The organism is Acinetobacter lwoffii (genome assembly GCF_024129115.1).
Classification (GTDB): Bacteria; Pseudomonadota; Gammaproteobacteria; order Pseudomonadales; family Moraxellaceae; genus Acinetobacter; species Acinetobacter lwoffii_T.
In genome coordinates, this window is record NZ_JAMXXO010000009.1 from 74,376 (window position 1) to 99,901 (window position 25,526).

Below are 25,526 nucleotides of genomic sequence, written 5' to 3' on the forward strand. Positions count from 1 at the left end.
ATTTTTTATTTATGCTGAATGAATATAGACTGGATTACAGCCTAAAATAATTATATATCAGATATTTAATATTATTACCTATAAAACTATAAGTTTTAGAAAACAAAAAACCAGCCCGCAGGCTGGTTTTTTTATACAACAATTTTATTTGATTTTTGCCTGAGATTTCAGGTAACGCGTATAGTCATCAAATTCCTGCTGACCACGAAGTTGCTGATATAACTTCACCAACTCACTACGCTGTTCTGCACTTAATACATCCACCGGATTTTTCTTCACTTCTGATACCGCAACCACAACCAGTTCATTCGGCATTTTCGCTGTGGTCACTGACCAATGGCCTGCTTTTGGTGTCGGCAGACTAAAGGCCGCACGCTGTACATCACGTTTTAGTAAACCTTCAGCACGTGTGTAAACGCCAGCATCTTCAAAGATCAAATCACCTTTCGCCACTGCTGCAGCCGGTTTGGTTTTGAACTCATCCAAAGCTTTCTGAATTTTTGCTTTTGCCAAAGCAGCTGCCTTGTCTTCAATCAACTGAGCCTTAACACGGGGTTTTGCTTCTGCCAATGTTTGTTCACCAGCTGCATGATAATTACGCACCTTGATCCAAGCTACATCACCATTGGCCAACTGAATGCTTGATGAAGCATTACGATCACCATTTTTAACATCGTCATTAAACAGTTTAACCTTGAGGTTAGCATCGCTCAGCACAGGATCACGGGTCGAAAGTGTTATCCCTTGGGCTTTCTGGACTTGCACACCTTTCACTTCTTGAGTAACTACATCCAGAGAATCACTTCCTACTACCATATCATTTAGCGTATTGACCGTATCAGAGAATGCATTGGATTTTTTAGCAGCCAAGACTTCTTTAGATAAACGTGCTTTTTGCGACTCAAAAGAAGGAACTGCAACATCTGGCGTTTGCACAGAAATAATATGGTACCCATAATCTGTTTTCACCGGTGCAGACACCTGACCCGATTTTAAAGAACCAACCGTCTGGTCAAATGCAGTACCAAATACACCTTCTTCATAAACAGCAAGCGCGCCACCTTTAGACTTAGATTCAGGATCTTCAGAATATTGTGCCGCAGCTTGAGCAAAAGTGGTACCGGCTTTAATTTTGGCTGCAATGTCGGTCGCCAGTTTTTTTGCTTCAGCATCACTACGACTGTCCGCCGTAATTAAAATATGCTTCACATCTGGTTTAACCGCCTGTTTTTGTGTTGCGACAAAAGCCGTGTACGCTTCCTGAAGCTCAGCATCGGTAACCGCCAAACTCTGCACCTGAATATCGCTTGGCTTTAACACCACATAGTCGACATCTACACTGGTCGGCTGTTTAAATAGCGTTTTGTGTTTTTCATAATAGGCAGCAATATCTGCATCCGTCACTTTGACATCTTTTTTATAGCTGTCCAGATTAATGCTGGAAATATGAATATGACGTTGTTCAGTTTGCAAATCAGCAATCTGCTGCATTTCGACTGGGCTCACCAGTGGATAATCCAGGAAAGTTGATGACAGCATCTTCAGCGCATGATCTTTACGTAAACTTTCAATCAAAGCACGATTAGTCATGCCAATTGATTTTAGATAATTTTCATATAAAGCATTCGAGAACTTGCCATCTTGCTGGAAAGTAGGCTGCTGAGCAATCATCTGTTCAATTTGCTGGTCACTGAGACTGATCCCTAATTCTTCAGCCTGTTGCAGCAATAAAGTACGTGCAACCAGCGTATCCATGGCTTTTTGGTCAATGAAGCTTTGATTCAGTAAAGTTTCATCCCCATTGGCATAACTGAGATATTGTTCTTTAAATGATTTGGTCAGTGACTCTAATTCTTTTTGAGATATTTCAGTCCCGTTCACTGATTTTGCCGCATCAGAGTTTCCGCTGCTAAAATATCCTTCAATACCTACAAGTGCTAACGGGGTCAAAAACAGAACGAGCAAGACTTTGCCCAACCAACCCTTAATAACTTTACGAAAAGCTTCCATAAGTATTCCAATATTTTATTTGCAAAGGATTCTAACCGAAAATACTCATTGAATGAATGTGTTAATCATCACAATTAAATTTATCAATAAAAAACGCGCCAAAGAAGGCGCGTTTCGTCGCTGGGTAAGCTTAAGCTACAGCGTCTTTTAAGCCTTTACCTGCTTTGAAGCTAGGTACTTTGCTTGCTTTGATCTCAAGAGTAGCACCAGTTTGTGGGTTACGGCCAGTACGTGCAGCGCGTTCTTTCACACCGAAAGTACCAAAACCCACTAAAGTTACTGTATCACCCGATTTTAAAGCTTCAGTAACAGAAGCAATTGTAGCATCTAAAGCTTTACCTGCGTCAGCCTTAGATAATCCCCCTTTTTCTGCAATTGCATCAATTAATTCTGATTTATTCATGAAGATTACGTCCTCTTAATATCGTTTATTTAAGGTTCAAGAATTGGTTTAACATGCCATAACGCCTTTATAGCAATGCTTTAGGTATAAACGCAATACTTAAGAACCTCTTTTTTTTCAAAAAATATGCGAAAAAAACATTGAATAATAAATAAAGTCATTTTATTTAAGTTTTTTCGGCAATTCTTCTTTCATTTTTTCTTGTTCCGCAGTCAACTGATCAACCTTGGCATGCAACTGGAGAATTAAACGTTCCAAATACTGTACATCCTTCAGTGTGACTAATCCTATACGATTCAATGAGTGATGAATAGAGTTGTCGATTAATTTTTCCACTTTGTCTTTGGTGTCTGTGACCGACTCTTTGGCTTTTTCTGAAACCTTCTCTACAGTTTGATCGGCAATATCTGCAGTTTTAGATTCAAGTTCTTCCCCGACCTTGACCAGCGAGTCAAACAGTTTATTGCCTTCCTCTTCTGCACGTGAAAATGCCCCGAGTCCAGCCAACCAGATCTGTTTGGTGTATTTACGAAAATCAAGAACCGATTTGCGCTCCGAGGCAGATTTAGACTTGGGTTTCAGCATTTTCTCATTCGAAGCTTCAGCTGAGTCTTGTGCTGTTTTTGACTTATCCATGTGCACGGCTCCTGTTTGTTTTCTGCGCAATTATTATAAATTATTCTACAAAACCACTGCATAATAGCAAATTTAGTACTTGATAGATTTGATAAACTGTTCTACAAAGCAATTTATTTCAAGTCTAATTTGATTTAACCCTGAAATCTCTTCACAAGCAGGAAGCTTTTTCACTTTATATTTCAGGTAAGGATTGGTTGTATATGAGCGAATCGCAACAAAGTCAAAATCAACCGCATTTGTTGCTTACGATGACGTTAATTGTTTTAGAGACAATATTTACCTTCATTCTCAAGCATGATCGTGTCGTTGCATTACAGGCCAAAAAGTTTGTAGATGAAAACATCTCGATTAAAATCAATAGCTATATTCCATATTTCGACTTTTATGTGCAATTCACCCCCAATGGACTATTATTTGACCACAAAGCACCGGGCCGCATTGTCGACCTGGATGTGCGCACTACACTGCCCGATCTGATTAAAATTTTCATTTTTGGTAATCGTCGTAGCATTCGTAGCATGCGTATTGATGGTCATCAGGTTTTAAAAGATGAGTTTCGTGATCTGTTAACCGTATTCAGTTTGCCTAAAGTATTAGCCGACTGGAAACACTGGCTGTCTGATGCGCCGACGGATGAAGCGGAAATTATTGCCTCTAAAAAGCGTATTGCGCCGCTTCTAAAGAAAATTGAAGAGCAGCGTTCCAAGATCAATACCCTGCAAGTGGAAGTCAAACAGTATAAAAACCGCCTGAAACGGATTGAACGCCGTCAAAAGCGCATTAACATCATTTTTGGCTTAAGCAGCGTACTTTTGATTACGTTATTAGTGTATAATTGGCTGAGCATGTAAATCTTTCATTCTCCAAAAATTAAATCCCACTAAGGTCTACTAAAAATAACTTGACTAATTTAGTCGGGATTCATAAAATCTACACATCTAGTCTAACCATGTGTATCGAATCATGCGCCTAACCACTCGCGGTCGCTACGCTGTGACTGCTCTACTTGATCTAGCTTTGCAGCCTTCTGAAAAAACGATAACGCTTGCTGAAATTGCAGCACGTCAAACTATTTCTGTTGCTTATCTTGAGCAGTTATTTGCGAAGCTCAAGCGTCATGGTTTAGTTTCTAGTGTTCGTGGCGCAAATGGTGGTTACCATTTAGCACGTAATGCAGATGAAATTACTGTGTTAGCAATTATTGAAGCTGTAAACGAAACAGTTGATGCGACTCGCTGTGACCATAAAGGCAATTGCCAGAATGGCGCGATGTGCTTGACTCATGATTTATGGCAGGAACTCTCCCATCACATCGCCGATTATTTAGAAAAAATCTCGCTTGCTGATCTGGTTGCACGTGACAACGTCCAGACTGTGTCATTACGCCAAAAATCAGCACCTTTAGATTCAGCCCTTTTATCGGTTACAGGTATTTGACATGAAACGTCCGATTTATCTTGATTATGCAGCTACAACTCCTGTAGATCCTCAGGTTGCTGAACGTATGATGGAATGCTTAACATTCGATGGTACCTTTGGTAATGCGGCATCTCGTTCACACGCGTATGGTTGGCAAGCAGAAGAAAAAGTTGAATATGCACGTGAACAAGTTGCGAATTTAATTAAAGCTGATCCACGTGAAATCGTATGGACTTCGGGTGCGACCGAGTCAGACAACCTTGCACTTAAAGGTGTGGCTCATTTCTATGCATCTAAAGGTAAACATATCGTTACCTCTAAAATCGAACATAAGGCAGTTTTAGATACCTGTCGTGAGCTTGAGTCTGAAGGTTTTGAAATTACCTATATTGAGCCTCAACCTCAAACCGGTTTAATTACGCCTGAAATGGTACAGGCAGCGATCCGTCCAGACACAATTCTTGTTTCCCTGATGATGGTAAACAATGAAATCGGTACTGTGACTGATGTTGCAGCGATTGGTGAAATCACTCGCGCTAACAAGATTTTCTTCCATGTCGATGCAGCTCAGGCGGCAGGTAAAGTTGAAATTGATCTTTCAACTTTAAAAGTAGACTTGATGAGCTTCTCTGCGCACAAGATCTATGGCCCTAAAGGTATTGGCGCACTGTTTGTACGTCGTAGCCCACGTGTACGCCTTAAAGCTGAAATGCATGGTGGCGGTCATGAACGTGGTATGCGTTCAGGTACCCTTGCGACTCACCAGATTGTCGGTATGGGTGAAGCATTTGAACTTGCAGGTAAAAACCTGGAAGCTGAACAGACTCGTCTACGCGTACTTCGTGATAAATTGTGGAATGGCTTACAAGGTCTTGAACAAGTGTTCCTGAACGGCCATCCAACACAAAACGTTGCGAACTATCTAAACATTAGCTTCAACTTCGTTGAAGGCGAATCATTGATGATGGCATTGAAAGATGCTGCGGTATCTTCAGGTTCGGCATGTACATCTGCAACACTTGAACCATCTTATGTACTTCGTGCATTGGGTCTTTCAGACGAACTTGCACACAGTTCGATCCGCTTCAGCTTTGGTAAATACACCACTGAAGAAGATATCGATCACGTATTGACTATCACTAAAGCTGCTGTTGAGAAGTTACGTGAACTTTCTCCGCTTTGGGATATGTATAAGGAAGGTATTGACCTTTCTAAAGTTGAGTGGGCTGAGCACTAATTTTCATCCTGAGATAGTGACAAATCCGTTGCTATCTCATTGAGAAAAGTTTTTTTACCCCCATATTTAATACTAAGGCTGACCCCGAGGTTTGGAGAAGCAACATGGCTTATAGCGAAAAAGTAATTGATCATTACGAAAACCCTCGTAATGTTGGCGTTTTAGACAAAAATGCTGAAAACGTTGGTACTGGTATGGTTGGTGCGCCAGCATGTGGTGACGTGATGCGTTTACAGATTCAGGTAAACGACGAAGGCGTGATTGAAGAAGCACGTTTTAAAACTTATGGTTGTGGTTCTGCCATCGCATCAAGTTCACTTGTGACCGAATGGCTCAAAGGTAAAACTTTGGATCAAGCTCAAGCGATCAAGAACATTGATATTGCGACTGAACTTGCACTTCCACCAGTAAAAGTACACTGTTCTGTTCTTGCTGAAGATGCAATCAAAGCAGCTGTAGAAGACTACCGTAGCAAGAAAGTTAAAGCTTAATTGTTCCACGTTTTGAAATTTTAACGGAGTTTTCATGATCCATTTAACTGAAAATGCTGCAACTCATATCAGCAATTATTTAAAAAATCGCGGTAAGGGTGAAGGCATTCGCGTTGGTGTGAAAACTTCAGGCTGTTCTGGTCTGGCCTATGTGCTCGAGTTCGTCGATGAAGTCGATGCACATGACCAAGCCTTTGAACAGTTTGGGGTTAAAGTATTCGTTGACCCGAAAAGTCTGGTTTATCTTGAAGGTATGGAGATGGACTATGTTAAAAACGGCTTGAACGAAGGCTTCGAATTTAACAACCCCAACAAAAAAGGCGAATGCGGTTGTGGTGAATCCTTCACTGTATAAACCCGGCAGTTATTCTCTTTTGACATTAAAACAGTGTGTTTCACACTGTTTTAATTGCATTTATACAGTTATTTTTGCACATTAATCGCGGATCCCATCTCCCATGAATCATTTTGAGTTGTTCAACCTTCCTGTAGCACTCGATATTGATTTGGCGGCTTTAAAGACTGAATTTTTAAAGTTGCAGCAACAATATCATCCAGATAAAGCTGAAGACAAAGATCAGGCTCTGATTAAATCAAGTGATATCAATCAGGCATTTAAAGCCTTGTCAGCGGTCGATAGCCGTGCAGCGTATTTACTGTCTCTCAAGAAACAGGATTATCACTTAGATCAGTCGATCAGTGATTTTGAATTCTTGCAGGACGCTCTGGAAATTCGTGAACAACTTGACGATGCAACTTCTGCTGAAGATTTAACTTCACTGAAAGTCGAAGTCCAGCAATGGATTGAAGGCTTGGTTCGCGAGTTCAAAATTGATTATGCGGATGAAGACTGGGCCGAAGCACGCGATACAGTGCGCAAACTACGCTTCTTCGTTAAAGTCATGGCCGATATCGACAAAGCGGAAGACCGCTTCCTGGACGATGACAGCTTTGATCTTGATGATGATTTCTAATTTTTAATATTTAACGTGCAAAGGATTTAACACTATGGCTCTCTTGCAAATTGCAGAACCAGGTCAATCAAGTGCACCACATGAACACCGCATTGCGATTGGTATCGATTTAGGCACCACCCACTCTTTGGTTGCCACGGTTCTTTCAGGTAAAGCCAAAGTACTTAATGACGAACAAGGTCGTGTGCTACTTCCTTCTATCGTGCATTATGCAGAACAACAGACTCAATACGGCAATGAAGCTGCGCCTTTCATTACTACTGACCCTAAAAACACCATCATTTCTGTAAAACGTTTTATGGGTCGCTCGAAAGCTGACATCAAATTCCAGCATCCTTATGCGTTGGTTGGTGAAGCGAATGAAATGCCGGCTTTTGAAACCGCACAAGGCCGTAAGACGCCGGTTGAGATTTCTGCAGAAATTTTAAAGCAGTTGAAAGACCGCGCTGAAGCCAGTCTGCAAAATCCGGTCAATGGTGCCGTTATTACTGTTCCGGCCTACTTTGATGAAGCACAGCGTCAGGCAACCCGTGATGCTGCTCAACTTGCTGGCTTGAATGTTTTACGTTTGTTGAATGAGCCAACCGCTGCTGCTGTTGCTTATGGTCTCGATCAGGAAAGCAACTTAAGTACAGATCGCAACTATGTGATCTACGACTTGGGTGGTGGTACCTTTGACGTTTCGATTCTGCGTTTTAGTCAAGGTGTGTTTGAAGTTCTGGCAACCGGTGGCCACACTGCCCTCGGTGGTGATGACCTAGATCGTTTGATCCTGAAATGGGCCAAGAAACAACTGAATATTGACACCTTGAATGATGCAGAATATGCACATTTTGTGGTTGCAGCACGTAAAGCCAAAGAAGCTTTGTCTGATGCAGATTCAGTTCAACTCAAATTGCTTGATCAGGTATTGACGCTTGACCGTCCGACATTTGAAGAGATCATTAAAGTTGCTTTGGATAAGACCATCAGCGTATGTAAGCGTGTGATGCGTGATGCCAAGCTTGAACTGGATGACATTCAAAATGTCGTTTTGGTCGGTGGCTCAACCCGTTCTTATGCAGTACAAAAAGCCGTGCGTGAAGTATTCAATCAAGAACCACTATGCACTATTAATCCGGATGAAGTGGTTGCTATTGGCGCATCAATTACTGCGAACCAATTGATTGGCAACTCAACTGATGGCTCATTACTATTAGACGTGACGCCTCTGTCTCTTGGTCTTGAAACCATGGGCGGACTGGTTGAACGATTAATTTCGCGTAATACTGCGATTCCAGTCGCTCGTCGTCAGGAATTTACGACTTATCAAGATGGCCAGACTGCCATGTTGATTCATGTGGTTCAAGGTGAACGTGATCTGGTTGATCATTGCCGTAGTTTAGGGCGTTTTGTCCTGCATGGCATTCCACCAATGACTGCCGGTCAGGCACGTATTGAAGTGACGTTCCAGGTCGATGCAGATGGCTTGCTGACTGTATCTGCCAAAGAAACCACCTCTGGCGTGACGGCTCAAATCGATATCAAACCATCTTATGGTTTATCGGGTGAAGATACTGAACGTCTGTTGCTAGACGGTTATAAGTTCGCTGAAGAAGATAAGAATCTTCGTCATTTGAATGAAACCAAAGTGGAAGCACAGCGTGAGCTGGAAGCACTGGTTCAGGCACTCAAAGCGGATGCCGGTCTGTTGACTGAAGATCAACTTGCAGCACTGCAAACTGCGCAAGCACAACTTGAAACTCAGCTTCAGGGTTCAGATATCAAAGCGATTGAATCTGCCGTTGAACAGCTTAAAATACATAGTGATGCTTTTGCAGCAGCACGTATGAATCAACATATTGATGCAGCTCTTAAGGGCACTAAACTCGACGACTGGTCAAACTCAAACTAATTTAAGGTAACGACTATGCCACGTATTAAAGTTCTTCCACATGCGCAGATTTGCCCCGAAGGTGCTGAGTTTGAAGTCGAACAAAATGCCAATCTTTGCGAAAGCCTGCTAAAAAATGGCATTAAAATCGAACATGCTTGCGATATGTCAGCAGCGTGTACCACCTGCCATGTAGTGGTACGCAAAGGTTTTGACAGCCTGGAAGAAATGGATGATGTTGAAGCTGACTTACTCGATCGTGCCTGGGGTCTAGAACCTGATTCACGTCTTTCTTGTCAGGTTAAACTGGACGGTGAAGATCTGGAAATTGAAATTCCAAAATACACCATTAACCATGCTTCAGAAAATCACTAATACTTTCGTTTCATAGTTAAATAAAAAACCACGCTCAGGCGTGGTTTTTTTCTCTTTATAAGAAACAATTAAAGTAAATTTACATGAACTTTAAATGTGTTCAATCACTTCATCTTCAAGCTTCAGTTTGACAATGCCTTGTGAATTGGTCATTTTCTGCTGAGTTTCAATGCGTTTAATCATTTTTTCTAACACATGAATCAGCTCAGGATATTCAAAGTTTTGCACTTCATCCAGATTCAGCAATAAATGGAAGCCCTTATATTCATAATCGAACCAGCGCTGATACTCGACTTTCTGAGACGCATATTTTTCCATGACCTGCCAGGTTCTTACAGGTGCTTTAATGCCTTTCAAGAATATCGGCTTTTTCGGTGCACAAAGATAATCATCTTTGATCAGATTATGAGTATCTTCCGAAATCAGGATTTCATCGACTTCCGCTGCACTTTGCAAACGCGCTGCCAGATTGGCATCACGTCCTACAATGGTATAAGCCATACGATGCGTAGCCCCATAATTCCCTACGTGGCAATAACCGGTTGAAATCCCCATGCGGATATGCAGTGGCGGATAACCCATTTTAATCCAGCGTTCCCGCAGCAATTTCATTTGCTGACGCATCGCCAATGCCATTTCCATACAGTTCTTAGCATCCTGTTCCACACCTTCGGAGTTCGGATCACCAAAGAAAATCAGGATGGCATCACCCATGAATTTATCGACAGTCGCTTCATAATTTTTAGCGATTTCGGTCATATGCCGAAGATAGTCATTCAACAGGAATGCTAAATCATCTGGAATCAGAGTTTCAGATAGCTCTGTAAAGCCTTGAATATCAGAGAAAAAGATCGTCAACTTTTTACGTTTATATTCAATTTTGGCTTCAGATTCACCTTTCATAATGGATTGCCATAACTGCACGGGCGCATAGCGACTCAGCTGATTGGCAAATTCCATATAACGGTTCATCTGTTCGAAATAATGGTCTTTTTTCTGGGTCATGTATTGCACACGACCACTTTGATAAAAACTTCCGACACCAAAATAGGTAATCAGACAGATAAAGCCTAAAACGGTCAACTCACTGCTGGTCGGTTCGAAATAATTATTAAACCCAAAGACCAGAATATTGGCCAGATAAAAAAGCGTAATCCCGATCAGGCTGGCTAGAGATGCCATCATAAATGAAATTTTATTGCTGATCGCGGTATAGAGCACTGCGACCAGACCCAGCAAGGACAAGACCAAGTCCAGATGCACGGCCGCCAAAACCACCGAAATGACAATGACATCAATCAGGAAAAGAATATTACGCCGGATGTGATAATCATGACGATAGATCAGCCAGCGAGATAGTTTCGGTGTAATTAGCAAAACCAGAAACAAAAAAAATGGAACAAAAAGCTGATACTGGGTATCTGGTTCAGTGTAATGAAAGACGACCAGAACCACAGACAGCATGATGTATCCCATCATGCGATGGAAATACTCAAACTGATGGGGTTCTTTTTGAATCCAGTCGTCTAATTGCACTCACTCACTCCCTGAAGTCCGCAACTGTTCATGGTTCTCGGAATGCCTTGGCTGATTAGTCCATGCGCCAGTCAAATGGCATGTCGCCCTGACCACGTAAAGCCAGCATTAAGGTTTGACGCATATGTGCCAATACTTCACTGCTATAAGGAACAGCAGGTGTACCCCAAACAGGCTTCGGCCATGCAACGTCGTTCTGATAACGAACTACATGATGAAAATGCAATTGCGGCACCATATTACCCAGCGCTGCTACATTCATTTTATCTGCACGGAAAACACGTGCCAGCTGGCTTGATAACCAGCTTGACTCTCTTAAAAACTGCTCTTGGTCAGCTTGGCTCAATTCATATAATTCAGAGACACCCGGCACACGTGGAATCAGAATGAGCCAGGGAAATTGCATATCATTCATCAAACGACATGTTGACAAAGGAAAGTCGCCTACAAAAAACGTATCTTGAGCAAGTTGTGGATGCAAACTAAACATATCTTTATAAATGATGCAAAATTAGAATGATGGCTAATACTAACATATCCAACTGAAGCTGAATATTGAAAGCAATGTGTTTAAAGACAAATTCTCATGATTTGTTGCGAAGCACATCACAACAATTACTGTAAACAATTCATTAAAAAAATCAAGCCTGTTGTTCCTGCAAACTTCATTGGAAAATGAAATCCAAACTGAATTTTCAGGCTGATTTAATCGAATAAAATCAGTGCAATTCTTTAAGCAGACTGTCCAGTAAATCCTGTATAAACTGAATCCGCTTTTGATAGTCTTCCAGCATGACCATGACTTTTAGACGTTGACCGCCATCCATCCGGAAATAGGTCGGATGTTTCTGCATCATCTGGATAATCGTCATGGCTTGAACCGGAGTATCCGGTGCAAATTCAATATGCCCACCCTGACTGCTGATATCAATTTTAGTAATACCAAGCTGCTCGGCTTTCAATCGAATCTGATGTACAGCAAAGAGCTGTTTGACCGGTTGCGGCGGTATACCAAAACGATCAATCAATTCCATCCGGATATTATCCAGCTTTTCCTGGGTATCGGTATTACTGATGCGTTTATAGAACAACAGACGTTGATGCACATCACCCAGATATTCATCCGGAATCAGTGCTGGCATATGCAGGGTAATTTCGGCAGTCAATGACAATGGTGCGTCGAAGTTTGGCGTTTTACCTTTTTGAATGGCTTTGGTGGCTTTTTCCAGCATTTCCATATACAGGCTATAACCAATCGCCTGCATCGAACCACTCTGCTGTTCACCGAGTAATTCACCTGCGCCGCGAATTTCCAGATCTTCAGTTGCCAGCATAAAACCGGCACCCAAAGTTGAAGCACGCTGAATGGCATCCAGACGTTTTTCTGCATCACCTTTTAAGGCTTTTAATGACGGTACCATCAAATATGCATAAGCCTGATGATGTGAGCGCCCTACACGTCCGCGTAGCTGATGTAATTGCGCCAGGCCCAGTTTGTCGGCACGTTCAATCAGAATGGTGTTGGCATTCGGAACATCAATCCCGGTTTCAATAATGGTCGAACATACCAGAACATTGTATTCCTTGTGATAGAACTGCTGCATCACCTGCTCCAGTTCACGTTCACGCATCTGTCCGTGGGCCACAATCACCCGCGCTTCCGGCACCAGTTTACGGATATGCTCGGCGGCACGATCGATTGTATCAACTTCATTATGCAGAAAATAAACCTGACCACCGCGCAGCAATTCACGCAGAATCGCTTCTTTAATGGTGTCATCGGTATGTTCCTGCACAAAGGTTTTCACCGCAAGACGGCGTGCCGGCGGTGTGGCGATAATCGACAGATCACGCATGCCACTAAAGGCCATATTCAGCGTACGTGGAATTGGAGTCGCAGTCAGTGTCAGCATATCAACATCGGCACGCATGGCCTTGATTCGCTCCTTGTCGCGCACACCGAAACGATGCTCTTCATCGACAATCATCAGACCGAGATTCTTAAACTGGACATTTTCCTGCAAAATCTTATGTGTACCAATCACAATATCGACTTTACCTTCAATGAGGTCGTCAATGGTCTTAGTATGTGCTTTGGAAGAACCGAAACGTGACAGCACTTCAATCCGGACCGGCCAGTCGGCAAAGCGGTCTTTGAATGAATCATAATGCTGCTGTGCCAGCAAGGTGGTTGGTACCAGAATCGCCACCTGCCGATTATTCTGCACTGCAACAAATGCGGCACGCATCGCGACTTCTGTCTTGCCGAAACCCACATCACCACACACCAGTCGATCCATCGGCTTGGCCTGCTGCATGTCATGCAGTGTGGCTTCAATCGCATTGGCCTGATCCAGTGTTTCTTCATAGGCAAAGCCACTAGAAAATTGCATATACAGGCTTTGATCGACTTCAAAACTGATTCCAGGTTTGGAAGAACGCCGTGCCTGAATATGCAGCAATTCGGCCGCGACATCGTGAATCTGTTCCAGTGCTTTACGTTTGGCTTTATTCCAAGCATCTGTACCGAGCTTATGTAACGGTGCCAGATCCGGATCACCACCACTATACCGGCTGATTAAATGCAGATTGGTCACCGGCACATACACTTTGGCGGCATCCGCATAATCCAGCTGCAAAAATTCGTGATCCTGATCATCAATACTTAAGGTGACCAGACCAGCATAACGTCCGACCCCATAATCGATATGCACCACAGGCGCGCCCATGGTCAGCTCAGTTAGACTTCGGATCAGAAACTCTTCGGAAACTTCCTGTTGACGTTTGCGACGGCGCTGTACCACGCGATGTTCATACAGCTGATTTTCAGAAATTACGCTGACACGATCGGTCAATACCAGACCACGCTCTAAAGGCGCATTGGTAATGGCAATTGCATACAGAGATTGAATAAAACTATCAAAATTTTCAACCGTGGGGATATCACCCAGACTTGGTCTTAATGCATCTTTAAGACTTTCACGGCGTCCAGCACTTTCAGCCACCAGCAGTACCGGATGATTAGCCTGATCAATATATTTTTTGACTTCATGAAACGGTTTTTCACGTTTCGGATCTACGGGCAGACGCGGTGGCAACTGGGTATCAAGATTCAATACCCCAGCTTTTTGATCAAAAGATGTTTGTGCGGCAATGATGCGTGCAAACTGGTTCAGCTGCTCCAGCACTTGATTGGTCTGAAAAAACAGGCTTTCAGGCGGCATGATCGGTTGGTCGACATTGTGGCGACGATCTTCATAACGGCGCACTACATCTTGCCAAAACTGGCTCAGACTTTCGTCCAAAGCCTTATCTGTAATGACAATGCCATTCTTAGGTAAGTACGAAATTAGCGAACTTTGACCTTGCATGGCTTCAGCGCTGAAAAACAAGGGCAAATAAAACTCGATTCCCGGTGAGACTATGCCATCCATCACATCCTGATAGATCGGGTTTTTCTTTGGATTCGCGGTCGGGAAAAATTCGGCATAACGGTCACGGAAAGTGGCACGGCCTTCCTTAAGCGGAAATTCCTGTGCGGGCAATACGGTAAACTGCTGCAAACTTTGCGTGGTGCGCTGAGTTTCGGAATCAAAAAATTTCAGGCTTTCAATTTCATCATCGAACAGGTCAATCCGAATCGGTGCTTCCTGTCCCGATGCGTAGATATCCATGATACTGCCGCGTACCGCGAATTCACCCGGATCATAGACGGTATCGACCAGATGATAACCTGCCTGAATCAGCTTTTTCTTTTGTTGTTCCAGATCAAATTTCTGACCGACATGAATATCGAAATGCTCACCCAGAATCCATGAGGTCGGCGCCACACGTTGTGCCAAAGTTGAGGCGGACAGCAACAGTACGCCAGTTTTGGGCATATTGGATAAGATTGCCAGACGTTCCGAGACAATATCCTGATGTGGGGAGAGACGGTCATAAGGCAAGATTTCCCAATCTGGAAAAATCGTGGGTTTAATCCCATAAAATTCCAGTTCACTTTCCAGTTGACCCAAATGCTGATTATTACGTGCAATCACGATAAATAAACGCGATTGCTGCTGCACGATTTCTTTAAGCAATAATGCAGTTGACGAACCTTGCAGATTGCCTAACCAACGTTTCTCGCCTGCTTTGAGCTGTGGTAAATTGAGTTGGGAAATTTCTTGTTGGAACATGGATATAGCTTTAAAGTCTAAATAACCTGAGGCTTATACTAGCACGATGATCTCAGGATATTTTGTTATTTTTATGCAGTCTTGCCACATCCATATACTTCGATTTTAAGCCACTTTTGCAGCTTATTTTTGATCGCGCAGAAAGTTACGATAATAATCATTTAACTTCTTTAGGATCATTTTGAATTGCAGCAGGTTTTCTTTGGTATTGCCTAAAGTCGCATTAAAACGCTGATGAGCAATTTCCAGATCAATTTTTTCATTGATTAGCATCGCGGTATCATATAACGCTTTTAAATCATCAAACTGTTTTAAACGGCGATTGGACAAATACTCTAATCGTGCACCCAATTCCTGATTGAGTTGAATACCATCGACGATAAAACCAGTCCCTTCTACATACTGGATATTCTGCTCTTCTAAATATAGCTGTGCAGCAGTCGGTTTATTACTTTTAAATAATGCACTGATTTTATCAAACATCGCCATTTACCCAGCCAAATATAGTTCAGGCTCTAGTCTAGATGAAAATGCCTCAAATCCACATCCTGAACTTGAGGCAAATTATCAAAATAGCAACGATTCGCTGTTTCAGACGATTTAATAGGTATATGTATGTTAAGAAACCTGTTCGAGCTGATTCTCTGCTGAAGGGATTTCAGACACCAGATTTTCAAATGCAAAAATCTCTTCTAATTGCGCTTCACTCAATAAACCTAGCTCTAATACCACTTGTGGCACAGTTTTATTTTCGCGCATACATTGTTTGCCGATTTCATCACATTTGGCATGTCCCAGAATCGGTTCAAGCAAGGTCACAATCCCGACACTGCGCATGACGGAACTTAAGCAAATCTGCTCGTTGGCCTGAATACCAGCAATACATTTTTGATTCAAGGTTTGCATGCCTTGGGTCAACAACTGAATCGATTCATTCATCGCCACGGCAATCACAGGTTCCATGACATTCAATTGTAGCTGCCCGGCTTCCGCAGCCATAGTAATGGTTAAGTCATTACCAATCACCCGGAAGGCAATCTGATTCACAACTTCCGGAATCACCGGATTGATTTTTGCCGGCATGATCGAAGAACCTGCCTGCAATTCGGGTAAACGGATTTCAGCCAGCCCGGTACGTGGCCCTGAGCTGAGCAAGCGCAGATCATTACAGATTTTGGACAGTTTTACCGCCAGACGTTTTAAACTGCTCGACAGAATAATAAAGACGCCACAATCACTGGTCGCCTCGACATAATCTGTGGCTCCTTTTAAAGGCAGACCAGTCAGATGCGCCAAGGTTTCTACCACCTGCTTGGCATAGCCCGGCGGTGTATTCACCCCGGTCCCAATGGCGGTGGCGCCTAAATTGACTTCTAGCAATAACTGTCGCATCTGCCCAATCAGCTTCAGGTCTTCTTTTAATAAGGTGGCAAATGCCCGGAATTCCTGTTCCATGGTCATCGGAACTGCATCTTGTAACTGGGTACGTCCCATCTTGATGACATATTCAAATTCGGCAGCTTTATGGTCGATACAGTCAATCAATGCTTTAAGCACGCTCAATAACTCATCTAGACTGCTATAGGTCGCCAGACGCAAAGCCGTTGGATAGACATCATTGGTTGATTGCGAAGTATTGACATGATCATTCGGATGCAGAATGTGATAATCGCCTTTCTGATAACCTGACATTTCAAGTGCAATATTGGCAATTACCTCATTGGCATTCATATTGATGGAAGTTCCGGCACCGCCCTGATAAGGATCGAGTGGAAATGCCGTTTGCCACGCTTCCGGATGCTGAATCAATTCATCACAAGCTTTCTGAATGGCAGTACTGGTCTGCTCGGACAATTTTTGAAAGTGCAGATTGGCTTGTGCCGAAGCTTTTTTCACTTGGGCCAAAGCACGAATAAAGTGCGTTTGTTGCCCCACCGCCAATCCAGAAATCTTAAAATTTTCGATGGCACGTAAGGTATGAATCCCATAATAGCTATGCAACGGGATTTGTTTTTCCCCCAATAAATCACGTTCAATGCGGGTCGGTTCGATTTGAAGCATATTGTCCACTAAAAAATACTCTTGGCGATGCACCGTATTTGGTGTGACATTAATATGAGCAAACAAATACAGGCCTAATAGGAAGACTTTAACCTAGATTTGCTACGATTTATTACCAATACGCTAAAGCTGTGAGTTTTGTAAGATTGTGTAAGCAGTTAGCTAAAATTCAAATATTTTCATTATTTATTCAAAATTTCTACTTTTCCCCTGAATTCGACGTCGTATTGCCTTTTACCCGCTTAAGTTATTCCTAATTCAATTTCAGTGAATTACTACTCTATTTACAATAGGTATACATAAAAGCTGTGTAATTGTTACAGAGTGTAATTTTTAAACCATGCTTGAATCACCTCCTTGCGATCTCAGTACAAAAAATCATCTTGGACGATGATTTCCATATTTACAGGATGACCTGCCTATGACTTATTTAAACCCCACCCTGATTACCTTCATGTTTTATATTATCGCCATGATTGCAATCGGTTTATATGCTTATCGTGCCACCTCCAATTTTGACGAATATATTCTAGGTGGACGGAGTCTGGGCAGTGTGGTCACTGCACTTTCAGCGGGCGCATCGGATATGAGTGGCTGGCTGTTGATGGGTCTTCCGGGAGCCATTTACCTGTCTGGCCTGTCAGAAGCCTGGATTGCAATCGGTTTGATTATCGGTGCATGGCTGAACTGGTTACTGGTGGCAGGTCGACTGCGTGCCCATACCGAATATCAGAACAATGCCCTGACCTTGCCGGATTATTTCACCAGCCGTTTTTCCGATCGTAAACGTATTTTACGGGTCTTGTCTGCCTTGGTGATTCTGGTGTTCTTTGCAATTTATTGTGCCTCAGGCATGGTCGCAGGTGCACGACTGTTTGAAAGCCTGTTTGGCTGGGATTACACCACAGCGCTTGTGATTGGTGCGATGGCGACGATTCTTTATGTTTGTATTGGTGGCTTTTTGGCGATCAGCTGGACAGATACATTCCAAGCCGGTTTGATGATTTTTGCCTTATTGCTGACTCCGATCATTACCTTCTTGGCTCTGGGCGACAACAGCCAGCAAGTGAGTGTCATCCTTGAATCGGCTCGCCCACATGCTTCAAGCATGCTTGAAGGTTTAAGCACCGTTGCGATTATTTCCAGTCTGGCTTGGGGCTTGGGTTATTTTGGTCAGCCGCATATTCTGGTGCGTTTTATGGCAGCAGATTCGGTCAAAACCATTCCTGCTGCACGCCGTATTGGCATGACCTGGATGATTCTATGCCTAGGCGGTGCAGTGGCTGCCGGTTATATCGGTATTGCCTACTTCAGTGTCAATCCCGCATTGGCTTCGGTGGTGAATCAAAACCCTGAAACGGTATTTATGGAGTTGACCAAAATCCTGTTTAATCCATGGATTGCCGGAATCATTCTGGCTGCTATCTTGGCGGCAATTATGAGCACCTTGAGCTGTCAGCTTCTGGTCTGCTCAACCACCCTGACCGAAGATTTATATAAGAATTTCCTGCGTAAAAATGCCTCACAGAAAGAACTGATCTGGGTCGGTCGTGGCATGGTCTTGGTGATTGCCCTGATTGCCATTTCACTGGCGATTAATCCGAATAGTAAGGTTTTAGGACTGGTGGCTTATGCCTGGGCAGGTTTTGGTGCCGCATTTGGCCCACTGATTATCTTGTCGCTATTCTGGAAACGAATGACCCTCAACGGCGCGATTGTCGGTATGGTGGTCGGTGCCGTGACTGTAATTGTCTGGAAAAATTACATGGGTGATACCGGTCTGTATGAGATTATTCCGGGCTTTATTCTGGCTACCCTCAGCATTATCATCGTCAGTCTGCTGGATAAAGCACCTAGTGAAGATGTAGTACATCGTTTTGAAATGGCTAAAGCCGAGTATCAAAAAGAAATGGCAGAAATGGAAAAATAATCATCTTCTTACTTGAATATAAAAGGGACTGAATTGTCCCTTTTATATTTTTATCTTTTCGGATGAAGCGGTTGCGAATTATTTAGCTTTTCCCGGCATTTTCAGATGGATCTGCTGACTTTCTTTAATTACTTCCATCACCGGATAACTGCGCGTTTCTTTAATTCCGGGCAATTGCCACAAGATCTGACCTGAAATTTTCCGGAACTCGTCCATATTGGCACAGCGGATTTTCACCACAAAATCAAAACCGCCACTGATCATATGACACTCGATAATCTCAGGAATCTGCCGAACTGCATGGGAAAATTCATCTAAAACATTCGGTGTGGTTTTATCCAGTAAAATTTCAACAAAGACCACAAAACCATTATTCAACATTATTGGATTGAGGCGCGCTTCATAGCCCACAATAAAACCTTCCCGGGTCAGCTTTTGTACACGCGCCAAGGCTGCCGTAGGCGACAGATTGACCAGTTCAGCCAGTTTGATATTGGAGAGCTTGGCATCGGATTGCAATAAACCCAGTATACGAATATCTATACGGTCAAGGTTCAAATAAGGACTTGGCATTAAAATTATTCTCTAAAAAAAGCGAAAACTATAGTGAGATATTCGTCAAATATTCTGTGATTATAGATTAAAACTCATTCACCTCAAAGAACTGATTGACGCAGTACAGGAAGTCACTATGCCAACCACTCTCCGCCCAGATTCAATTTTAGATTCAGCCCAGCACTCGAATTATATTGCTGAATTTAAACATAAAAACCAATACGAAGAACGTATTAATACGGCATGGCGTCGTGCTGAAACTGAATGCGTCGAAGAGTTATTGGCCCATAGTGAAATTTCTTCCGAGATGAGTGACAAGATTCAGGCGCTTGCCTTTGATCTCGCACATTCCTTGCGTGAGCGCAAAAGTTCCACTGGGAAAGCCGGTATCGTACAGGGCTTATTGCAGGAATTTTCTTTATCTTCTCAGGAAGGCATTGCTCTGATGTGTCTGGCAGAAGCCTTGCTGCGGATTCCGGACAAAGCCACACGTGACCTGCTGATCCGAGACAAAATCAATCAAGGTAACTGGAAAGAACATTTGGGCCAGAGTCAGCTGATGTTTGTGAATGCGGCCGCCTGGGGACTGATGCTGACTGGCAAGCTGATGGAAACCCCACAGCAAAAAAGCCTGTCTAGTTTATTAACTGGCCTTTTGGCACGCAGTGGCCGCAGGATTATCCGTAAGGCCGTGGATGTTGCCATGCGCATGATGGGCGAGCAGTTTGTTACGGGTGAAACCATTGATGAAGCATTAAAAAATGCCGAACCGCTTGAAGAAAAAGGCTTCCGCTACTCCTATGACATGCTGGGTGAAGCTGCACTGACCGATCCGGATGCTGAACGTTATTATCAGGATTATCAGCAAGCCATTCATGCCATTGGTCAATCTTCGCAGGATAAAGATGTTTATGATGGTCCCGGAATTTCTATCAAGCTCTCTGCGCTGCATCCACGTTATCAGCGCTCACAAATGGATCGCGTGCATGATGAGCTCTATGCAAAAGTACTGAAACTCGCGGTCTTGTCCAAGCAATACAATATTGGTTTAAATATCGATGCTGAAGAAAGCGATCGCCTTGAAATTTCGCTGGAACTGTTAGAACGCCTGTGTTTTGAACCACAATTACAGGACTGGAAAGGCATTGGCTTTGTGATTCAGGCCTATCAGAAACGCTGCTTCTATGTAGTGGATTACATCATTGATCTGGCGAAGCGCAGCCAGAAACGCTTGATGATTCGTCTGGTCAAAGGCGCATATTGGGACAGCGAAATCAAGAAAGCCCAAATTGATGGAATGTCAGATTATCCGGTATTTACTCGTAAGGTGCATACGGATCTGTCTTATATTGCTTGTGCGCGTAAGCTGCTAGCTGAACCGGATTACATCTACCCGCAATTTGCCACTCACAATGCACAAACGGTAGCGACGATCTATCAACTGGCGCAACCCGAGCAATACTATGCCGGCCAATATGAGTTTCAATGTCTGCATGGCATGGGCGAACCGCTATATGAAAATGTCGTGGGCGACCCATCGAAAAATAAACTCGGTGTACCCTGCCGGATCTATGCGCCAGTCGGCAATCATGAAACCTTATTGGCTTATCTGGTACGCCGTTTACTGGAAAATGGTGCTAATACGTCCTTCGTCAATCGTATTGCCGACAAAACTTTAAACATTGAGGATTTAATTGAAAATCCACAGCAAACCATTTTAAAGGCGTCAAAACAGGAAAGCGTATTGGGTGCCAAGCATCCTCGTATTCCTTATCCGCAAGATCTTTATGCTGATGCACGCATTAACTCTTCAGGACTCGATTTGGCCAATGATGCTGAACTCAGTATTTTAAATGAAGTCGCATCCAGTCTGGCAAGTACGCAATTTCAGGCAGCTGCTATGGGAACGGCATTTAGCAGCGTGGATACGACCCATGCAGTTACAGTGATCAATCCGGCACAACATCAGGATGTGGTCGGCACGGTCTATGAAGTAACTTCTGAACAGGCCGAAATTGCACTCGCCCAAGCAGTTAATGCACAAAGTTTCTGGGCCAATCTGCCAAAAAATGAGCGTGCTGCCTGCCTGAATAGAGCCGCAGAACTGATGGAACAGCGTTTGCTTCCGCTCATGGTTCTTCTTTCCCGTGAAGCAGGTAAAACCTATGCCAATGCCATTGCCGAAGTACGTGAAGCGATAGATTTCATGCGTTATTATGCAGCTCAAGTTTTGGATTTTAGCGATAATGTACAGATCCAGCCTTTAGGCACCGTGCTGTGTATCAGTCCATGGAATTTCCCGTTGGCAATTTTTACCGGTCAGATTTCAGCGGCACTGGTGGCAGGTAATACTGTGATTGCCAAACCAGCTGAACAAACGCCGCTGATTGCAGCACAAGCCGTGCAGATTTTATGGGAAGCCGGTATTCCGCAGGATGTGTTACAGCTGCTACCTGGGCGCGGTGAAACCATTGGTGCGCAGCTCACTGCAGATTCGCGTATTCAAGGCATCATGTTTACCGGTTCCACCGAGGTCGCACAAATTCTGCAAAAAACCGTTGCAGAACGGCTAAACCAGTTTGGAGAAAGCGTCACCCTGATTGCTGAGACCGGTGGTCAAAATGCCATGATTGTGGATTCATCTGCACTGACTGAACAGGTGGTGCTGGATGTTGTGAGCTCTGCTTATGACAGTGCCGGTCAGCGCTGTTCTGCCCTGCGTGTCCTTTGTGTTCAAGAGGATAATATGGAGGCTGTGCGCAACATGCTTAAAGGCGCCATGCAACAGTTGCGTGTTGGCAATCCGATCTTGCTTAAAACCGATATTGGTCCAGTGATTGATGCAGAAGCCCAACAAAATATCCAAAAGCATATTGAGCAGATGCGCAGCAAAGGTCATAAAGTTCATCAGTTGACGTTTAATCAAGACCAGACAGAATTAACTTCAGGAACATTCATTGTACCAACCCTGATTGAACTGCCGAATCTGGATGATCTGGAACGTGAAGTATTTGGTCCGGTACTGCATCTGATCAGCTATAAATATGGCGAACTGGAACAGTTATTAGAGCAGATCAACAGTAAGGGCTATGGCCTGACTATGGGTTTGCACACGCGCATTGATGAAACCATGCAAACCGTGATTGCGCGAGCAGAAGTCGGCAACCTGTATATCAACCGCAATATCGTTGGTGCTGTCGTGGGTGTCCAGCCATTTGGCGGTGAAGGCTTGTCCGGCACCGGCCCGAAAGCGGGTGGCCCGTTGTATATCTACCGTTTAATGCATCACGTATCCGAGAAAAAACTGGCTCAGCCTTATGCAGTTCAAGCGGAGCCAGCCCTTGTTGAAAATCACCTTGTTCAGGAGTTTAAAGCTTGGTTAGCTAAAACTTTCCCAACTTTATCTTTAAAAGCACCTATGCAAATTGCGACTGGTCAAAGCTTTAGCCTGCAAGGTCCAACCGGTGAGGAAAATCAGTACATGATCTTGCCACGTGAAAGCGTTCTCTCGTTAGCACATAGGGATCAAGACCAGATTCAGCAAATTCTGGCGATTTTATCGGTTGGCAGTCGTCCTGCGGTACTGGCAAACAATACTTTTATTCTGAAATATTTACCAACCATGCCAGCCGCGGTTAGCAAGCAATTTAAAGTGGTCCGGGATATTGAAACAGGTGTATTCGAGGCCGTCCTGCATCATGGTGACACTACTGAACTGATTGACTTGCAGAAACGCATTGCAACACGCCAAGGTCCAATTATTGGTATCACCCATTTAACTTCGGGCAACTATGATATTCCGGTCGAGCGATTTGTGATTGAACGCGCGATCAGTATCAACACGGCGGCGGCAGGCGGCAATGCCAGCTTGATGACGATGGATAATCTCTAAATCAGTCCAATCATCTCAGCATTTTTAGCTTAAATCTTTCCTCTTTATGGCCAAACCTCTCTCCTCAGAAGGTTTGGTCTTTTTTATGCAGCTTTTAAAGCGGCTTGACTACAATAGGCTTAGGCAGATCGGCAATTTTTTGCTACCATTTGCGCTTTAAAATATTTGCGATTTCTTACTGCATATGACTTCATCTTATCAGCAACAACTTGAAGCCAAAATTGAACGCATCAGCGCTCAGTTTGCCGAATATCAACCACCTGCTTTAGAAGTATTCCAGTCTCCTGAAAAATATTTCCGCATGCGTGCTGAATTCCGGATCTGGCATACTGAAGATGATCTGTTTTATGCCATGTTCGAACGTGACGAAAACAACAATAAAAAAGTGATTCGTATTGATGAATTTCCAATTGCAGACCGCAGTATTAATGACTTGATGCCGCAACTACTGGCAGCATTCAAGGCAGATGCCAATCTGGGTCATCGTCTATTTGAAGTCCATTTTCTGGCGACGTTAAGTGGTCAGGTTCTGGTATCCCTGATTTATCACCGCAAGCTGGATGAAAGCTGGGAACCTGCCGCGAAAGCCCTGGCGGAAAAGCTGAATATCAAACTGATTGGCCGAAGCCGTGGCCAGAAATTCGTCCTGACTGATGAATATGTGGTGGAAGAGCTATCGGTCTTTGATCGTCGCTATAAATACAAGCAGATCGAAAGCAGCTTCACTCAGCCGAATGCACAAGTTTGTCAAAAAATGCTGGAATGGGCATGTGATGCAGCGGAACAATCAGATAAAGATTTGCTGGAACTCTACTGTGGCAATGGGAACTTTACCCTGCCGCTTTCGACCAAATTCCGCCGTGTTTTGGCCACTGAATTAGCCAAATCTTCAGTTTATGCAGCTGAGTGGAATATTGAGCAGAACCAGATTGAAAATATTCAGGTTGCGCGTCTGTCTGCCGAAGAATTCACTCAAGCCTATAATGGCGAACGTGTTTTCCGTCGTTTGCAGGAAGCACAAATTGACATTTCGACTTATGATTTTGATACGGTATTTGTCGATCCACCGCGTGCTGGTATTGATGATGAAACGCTGAAACTGTTACAGCGTTTCCAGCGTATTATTTACATTTCTTGTAATCCAGATACCTTATATGACAATCTGAAACAGTTGTCTCAAACGCATAGAATCAGCAAGTTCGCCATGTTTGACCAGTTCCCGTATACGCACCATGTTGAGACGGGTGTCTTATTAGAAAAAGTATAAAGAGTTTGTTTCAATTTATTATATTGTTACAATAATGGAGCTTTTTAAAGCTCCATTTTTTATATTTAAAATCATATGTTTAATAATAAATATTGACTTGTACAGCAAGAAATATCGTTAGACCTTCGGGCTTCAATCGGAAATTTTCTAGCCTGACTGCTGCTTTTATCACATAGGTCCTATTGCTTTATTTATTTAATTGGCTATATTTCACTCTATGTTAGGTTGTTGTATGAAGGCTCTATGAGTTTTTGGCAAAAGTTGTTTTCTAATGAACAACACAATGAACACAAGAATCAAATTGCTTGTGTTGAAAATGATTGCTCTTGCAAGACAAATGAACAGCTTCTTGAAGCACTTTCTAAAGCCACTGATGAAGAAATCATCATCGGAATTAAAAAGGTTCTGGTATCTCGCGGCTATAGCCGTAAAGAACTGAATGAACTTCAGCACTTGCCATTGCAGTAATCGGCCAAGGTTACAGCCGTATAAAGAAAGCACTTGCGTAGTCAGGTGCTTTTTTTATGCTTGAAAGTTTATAGTTGAAGGGTTTGGTCTTCTCTATTTCAGCATAGTTTATTAACTCCAACTTTAAAACTTCAGAGATCAGGCAGGAAAACTCTAAACAACTCATTTGATCCCCTTTGATTTGAAGAAATGTTAAGGCTTGCTTAGGCTATTTAAAA

Annotated in this window: 21 protein-coding genes; 12 read left to right on the forward strand and 9 right to left on the reverse strand. The window is 43.3% G+C overall.

The window, feature by feature from the left end:
* Window positions 1-144 precede the first annotated feature (144 nt).
* The 3 genes from NI470_RS08855 to NI470_RS08865 form a co-directional block, all read right to left on the reverse strand.
* Window positions 145-2,010 carry a SurA N-terminal domain-containing protein gene (locus NI470_RS08855; RefSeq protein ID WP_253148171.1) on the reverse strand — a complete coding sequence of 622 codons (1,866 nt, stop codon included), beginning with the start codon at window positions 2,008-2,010 and terminating at the stop codon, window positions 145-147.
* Between the two features lie 130 nt (window positions 2,011-2,140).
* A complete protein-coding gene (locus NI470_RS08860) occupies window positions 2,141-2,413 on the reverse strand; it encodes an HU family DNA-binding protein (protein ID WP_004279807.1) in 273 nt (90 codons plus the stop codon).
* A 162-nt stretch (window positions 2,414-2,575) separates the two neighbouring features.
* The gene (locus tag NI470_RS08865; protein WP_184413218.1) at window positions 2,576-3,049 is read right to left on the reverse strand and encodes a phasin family protein; all 474 of its coding nucleotides are present in this window, start codon (window positions 3,047-3,049) and stop codon (window positions 2,576-2,578) included.
* A gap of 203 nt (window positions 3,050-3,252) precedes the next feature.
* Here NI470_RS08865 and NI470_RS08870 point away from each other — a divergent pair, with 203 nt between their 5' ends.
* From NI470_RS08870 to fdx, 8 genes are all read left to right on the forward strand, one after another.
* Window positions 3,253-3,903 carry a hypothetical protein gene (locus NI470_RS08870; protein ID WP_005107155.1) on the forward strand — a complete coding sequence of 217 codons (651 nt, stop codon included), beginning with the start codon at window positions 3,253-3,255 and terminating at the stop codon, window positions 3,901-3,903.
* Window positions 3,904-4,015: 112 nt separating this feature from the next.
* Window positions 4,016-4,489 (forward strand): Rrf2 family transcriptional regulator, encoded by a 474-nt coding sequence (locus tag NI470_RS08875; RefSeq protein WP_004279811.1) that lies wholly within the window; start codon window positions 4,016-4,018, stop codon window positions 4,487-4,489.
* 1 nt (window position 4,490) lies between these two features.
* Window positions 4,491-5,708 (forward strand): IscS subfamily cysteine desulfurase, encoded by a 1,218-nt coding sequence (locus NI470_RS08880; RefSeq protein ID WP_004279813.1) that lies wholly within the window; start codon window positions 4,491-4,493, stop codon window positions 5,706-5,708.
* Window positions 5,709-5,812: 104 nt separating this feature from the next.
* On the forward strand, window positions 5,813-6,199 hold the full coding sequence (iscU, locus tag NI470_RS08885) for a Fe-S cluster assembly scaffold IscU (RefSeq protein WP_004279815.1): 387 nt from the start codon (window positions 5,813-5,815) through the stop codon (window positions 6,197-6,199).
* Between the two features lie 34 nt (window positions 6,200-6,233).
* Complete coding sequence (gene iscA / locus NI470_RS08890) at window positions 6,234-6,554, forward strand: iron-sulfur cluster assembly protein IscA (RefSeq protein WP_005107159.1); 321 nt, start codon at window positions 6,234-6,236, stop codon at window positions 6,552-6,554.
* Between the two features lie 103 nt (window positions 6,555-6,657).
* Window positions 6,658-7,173 carry a Fe-S protein assembly co-chaperone HscB gene (gene hscB / locus NI470_RS08895; RefSeq protein ID WP_005107161.1) on the forward strand — a complete coding sequence of 172 codons (516 nt, stop codon included), beginning with the start codon at window positions 6,658-6,660 and terminating at the stop codon, window positions 7,171-7,173.
* Between the two features lie 34 nt (window positions 7,174-7,207).
* Window positions 7,208-9,067 carry a Fe-S protein assembly chaperone HscA gene (hscA, locus tag NI470_RS08900; protein ID WP_253148170.1) on the forward strand — a complete coding sequence of 620 codons (1,860 nt, stop codon included), beginning with the start codon at window positions 7,208-7,210 and terminating at the stop codon, window positions 9,065-9,067.
* A gap of 15 nt (window positions 9,068-9,082) precedes the next feature.
* Window positions 9,083-9,421: an ISC system 2Fe-2S type ferredoxin gene (gene fdx / locus NI470_RS08905; RefSeq protein ID WP_071851034.1), complete on the forward strand. Its 339-nt coding sequence runs from the start codon at window positions 9,083-9,085 to the stop codon at window positions 9,419-9,421.
* 90 nt (window positions 9,422-9,511) lie between these two features.
* Here fdx and NI470_RS08910 read toward each other — a convergent pair whose 3' ends face one another.
* The 5 genes from NI470_RS08910 to aspA all read right to left on the reverse strand — a co-directional run bounded on the left by NI470_RS08910 (window position 9,512) and on the right by aspA (window position 17,196).
* Window positions 9,512-10,957, reverse strand: a complete 1,446-nt coding sequence (locus NI470_RS08910) for an adenylate/guanylate cyclase domain-containing protein (RefSeq protein WP_180038714.1) — start codon at window positions 10,955-10,957, stop codon at window positions 9,512-9,514.
* A gap of 55 nt (window positions 10,958-11,012) precedes the next feature.
* The gene (locus NI470_RS08915) at window positions 11,013-11,447 is read right to left on the reverse strand and encodes an HIT domain-containing protein (protein WP_004646760.1); all 435 of its coding nucleotides are present in this window, start codon (window positions 11,445-11,447) and stop codon (window positions 11,013-11,015) included.
* A 229-nt stretch (window positions 11,448-11,676) separates the two neighbouring features.
* Window positions 11,677-15,135 carry a transcription-repair coupling factor gene (mfd, locus tag NI470_RS08920; protein WP_253148169.1) on the reverse strand — a complete coding sequence of 1,153 codons (3,459 nt, stop codon included), beginning with the start codon at window positions 15,133-15,135 and terminating at the stop codon, window positions 11,677-11,679.
* A 123-nt stretch (window positions 15,136-15,258) separates the two neighbouring features.
* Entirely contained in the window at window positions 15,259-15,624 is a 366-nt protein-coding gene (locus tag NI470_RS08925; RefSeq protein WP_253148168.1) for a hypothetical protein, read from the reverse strand.
* Window positions 15,625-15,753: 129 nt separating this feature from the next.
* Entirely contained in the window at window positions 15,754-17,196 is a 1,443-nt protein-coding gene (gene aspA / locus NI470_RS08930; RefSeq protein WP_253148203.1) for an aspartate ammonia-lyase, read from the reverse strand.
* 421 nt (window positions 17,197-17,617) lie between these two features.
* Here aspA and putP point away from each other — a divergent pair, with 421 nt between their 5' ends.
* On the forward strand, window positions 17,618-19,126 hold the full coding sequence (gene putP / locus NI470_RS08935) for a sodium/proline symporter PutP (RefSeq protein ID WP_253148167.1): 1,509 nt from the start codon (window positions 17,618-17,620) through the stop codon (window positions 19,124-19,126).
* Window positions 19,127-19,204: 78 nt separating this feature from the next.
* On the opposite strand, the gene NI470_RS08940 is transcribed toward putP, so the two are convergent.
* Entirely contained in the window at window positions 19,205-19,699 is a 495-nt protein-coding gene (locus tag NI470_RS08940; RefSeq protein WP_253113326.1) for an Lrp/AsnC ligand binding domain-containing protein, read from the reverse strand.
* A gap of 118 nt (window positions 19,700-19,817) precedes the next feature.
* Here NI470_RS08940 and putA point away from each other — a divergent pair, with 118 nt between their 5' ends.
* The 3 genes from putA (at window position 19,818) to NI470_RS08955 (ending at window position 25,308) form a co-directional block, all read left to right on the forward strand.
* Window positions 19,818-23,573, forward strand: coding sequence for a trifunctional transcriptional regulator/proline dehydrogenase/L-glutamate gamma-semialdehyde dehydrogenase (putA, locus tag NI470_RS08945; protein ID WP_253148166.1), 3,756 nt, complete (start codon window positions 19,818-19,820; stop codon window positions 23,571-23,573).
* A gap of 184 nt (window positions 23,574-23,757) precedes the next feature.
* Window positions 23,758-24,840, forward strand: a complete 1,083-nt coding sequence (trmA, locus tag NI470_RS08950) for a tRNA (uridine(54)-C5)-methyltransferase TrmA (protein ID WP_005246572.1) — start codon at window positions 23,758-23,760, stop codon at window positions 24,838-24,840.
* Between the two features lie 243 nt (window positions 24,841-25,083).
* Entirely contained in the window at window positions 25,084-25,308 is a 225-nt protein-coding gene (locus NI470_RS08955) for a hypothetical protein (RefSeq protein ID WP_034436106.1), read from the forward strand.
* The last annotated feature ends 218 nt before the right edge of the window (window positions 25,309-25,526 follow it).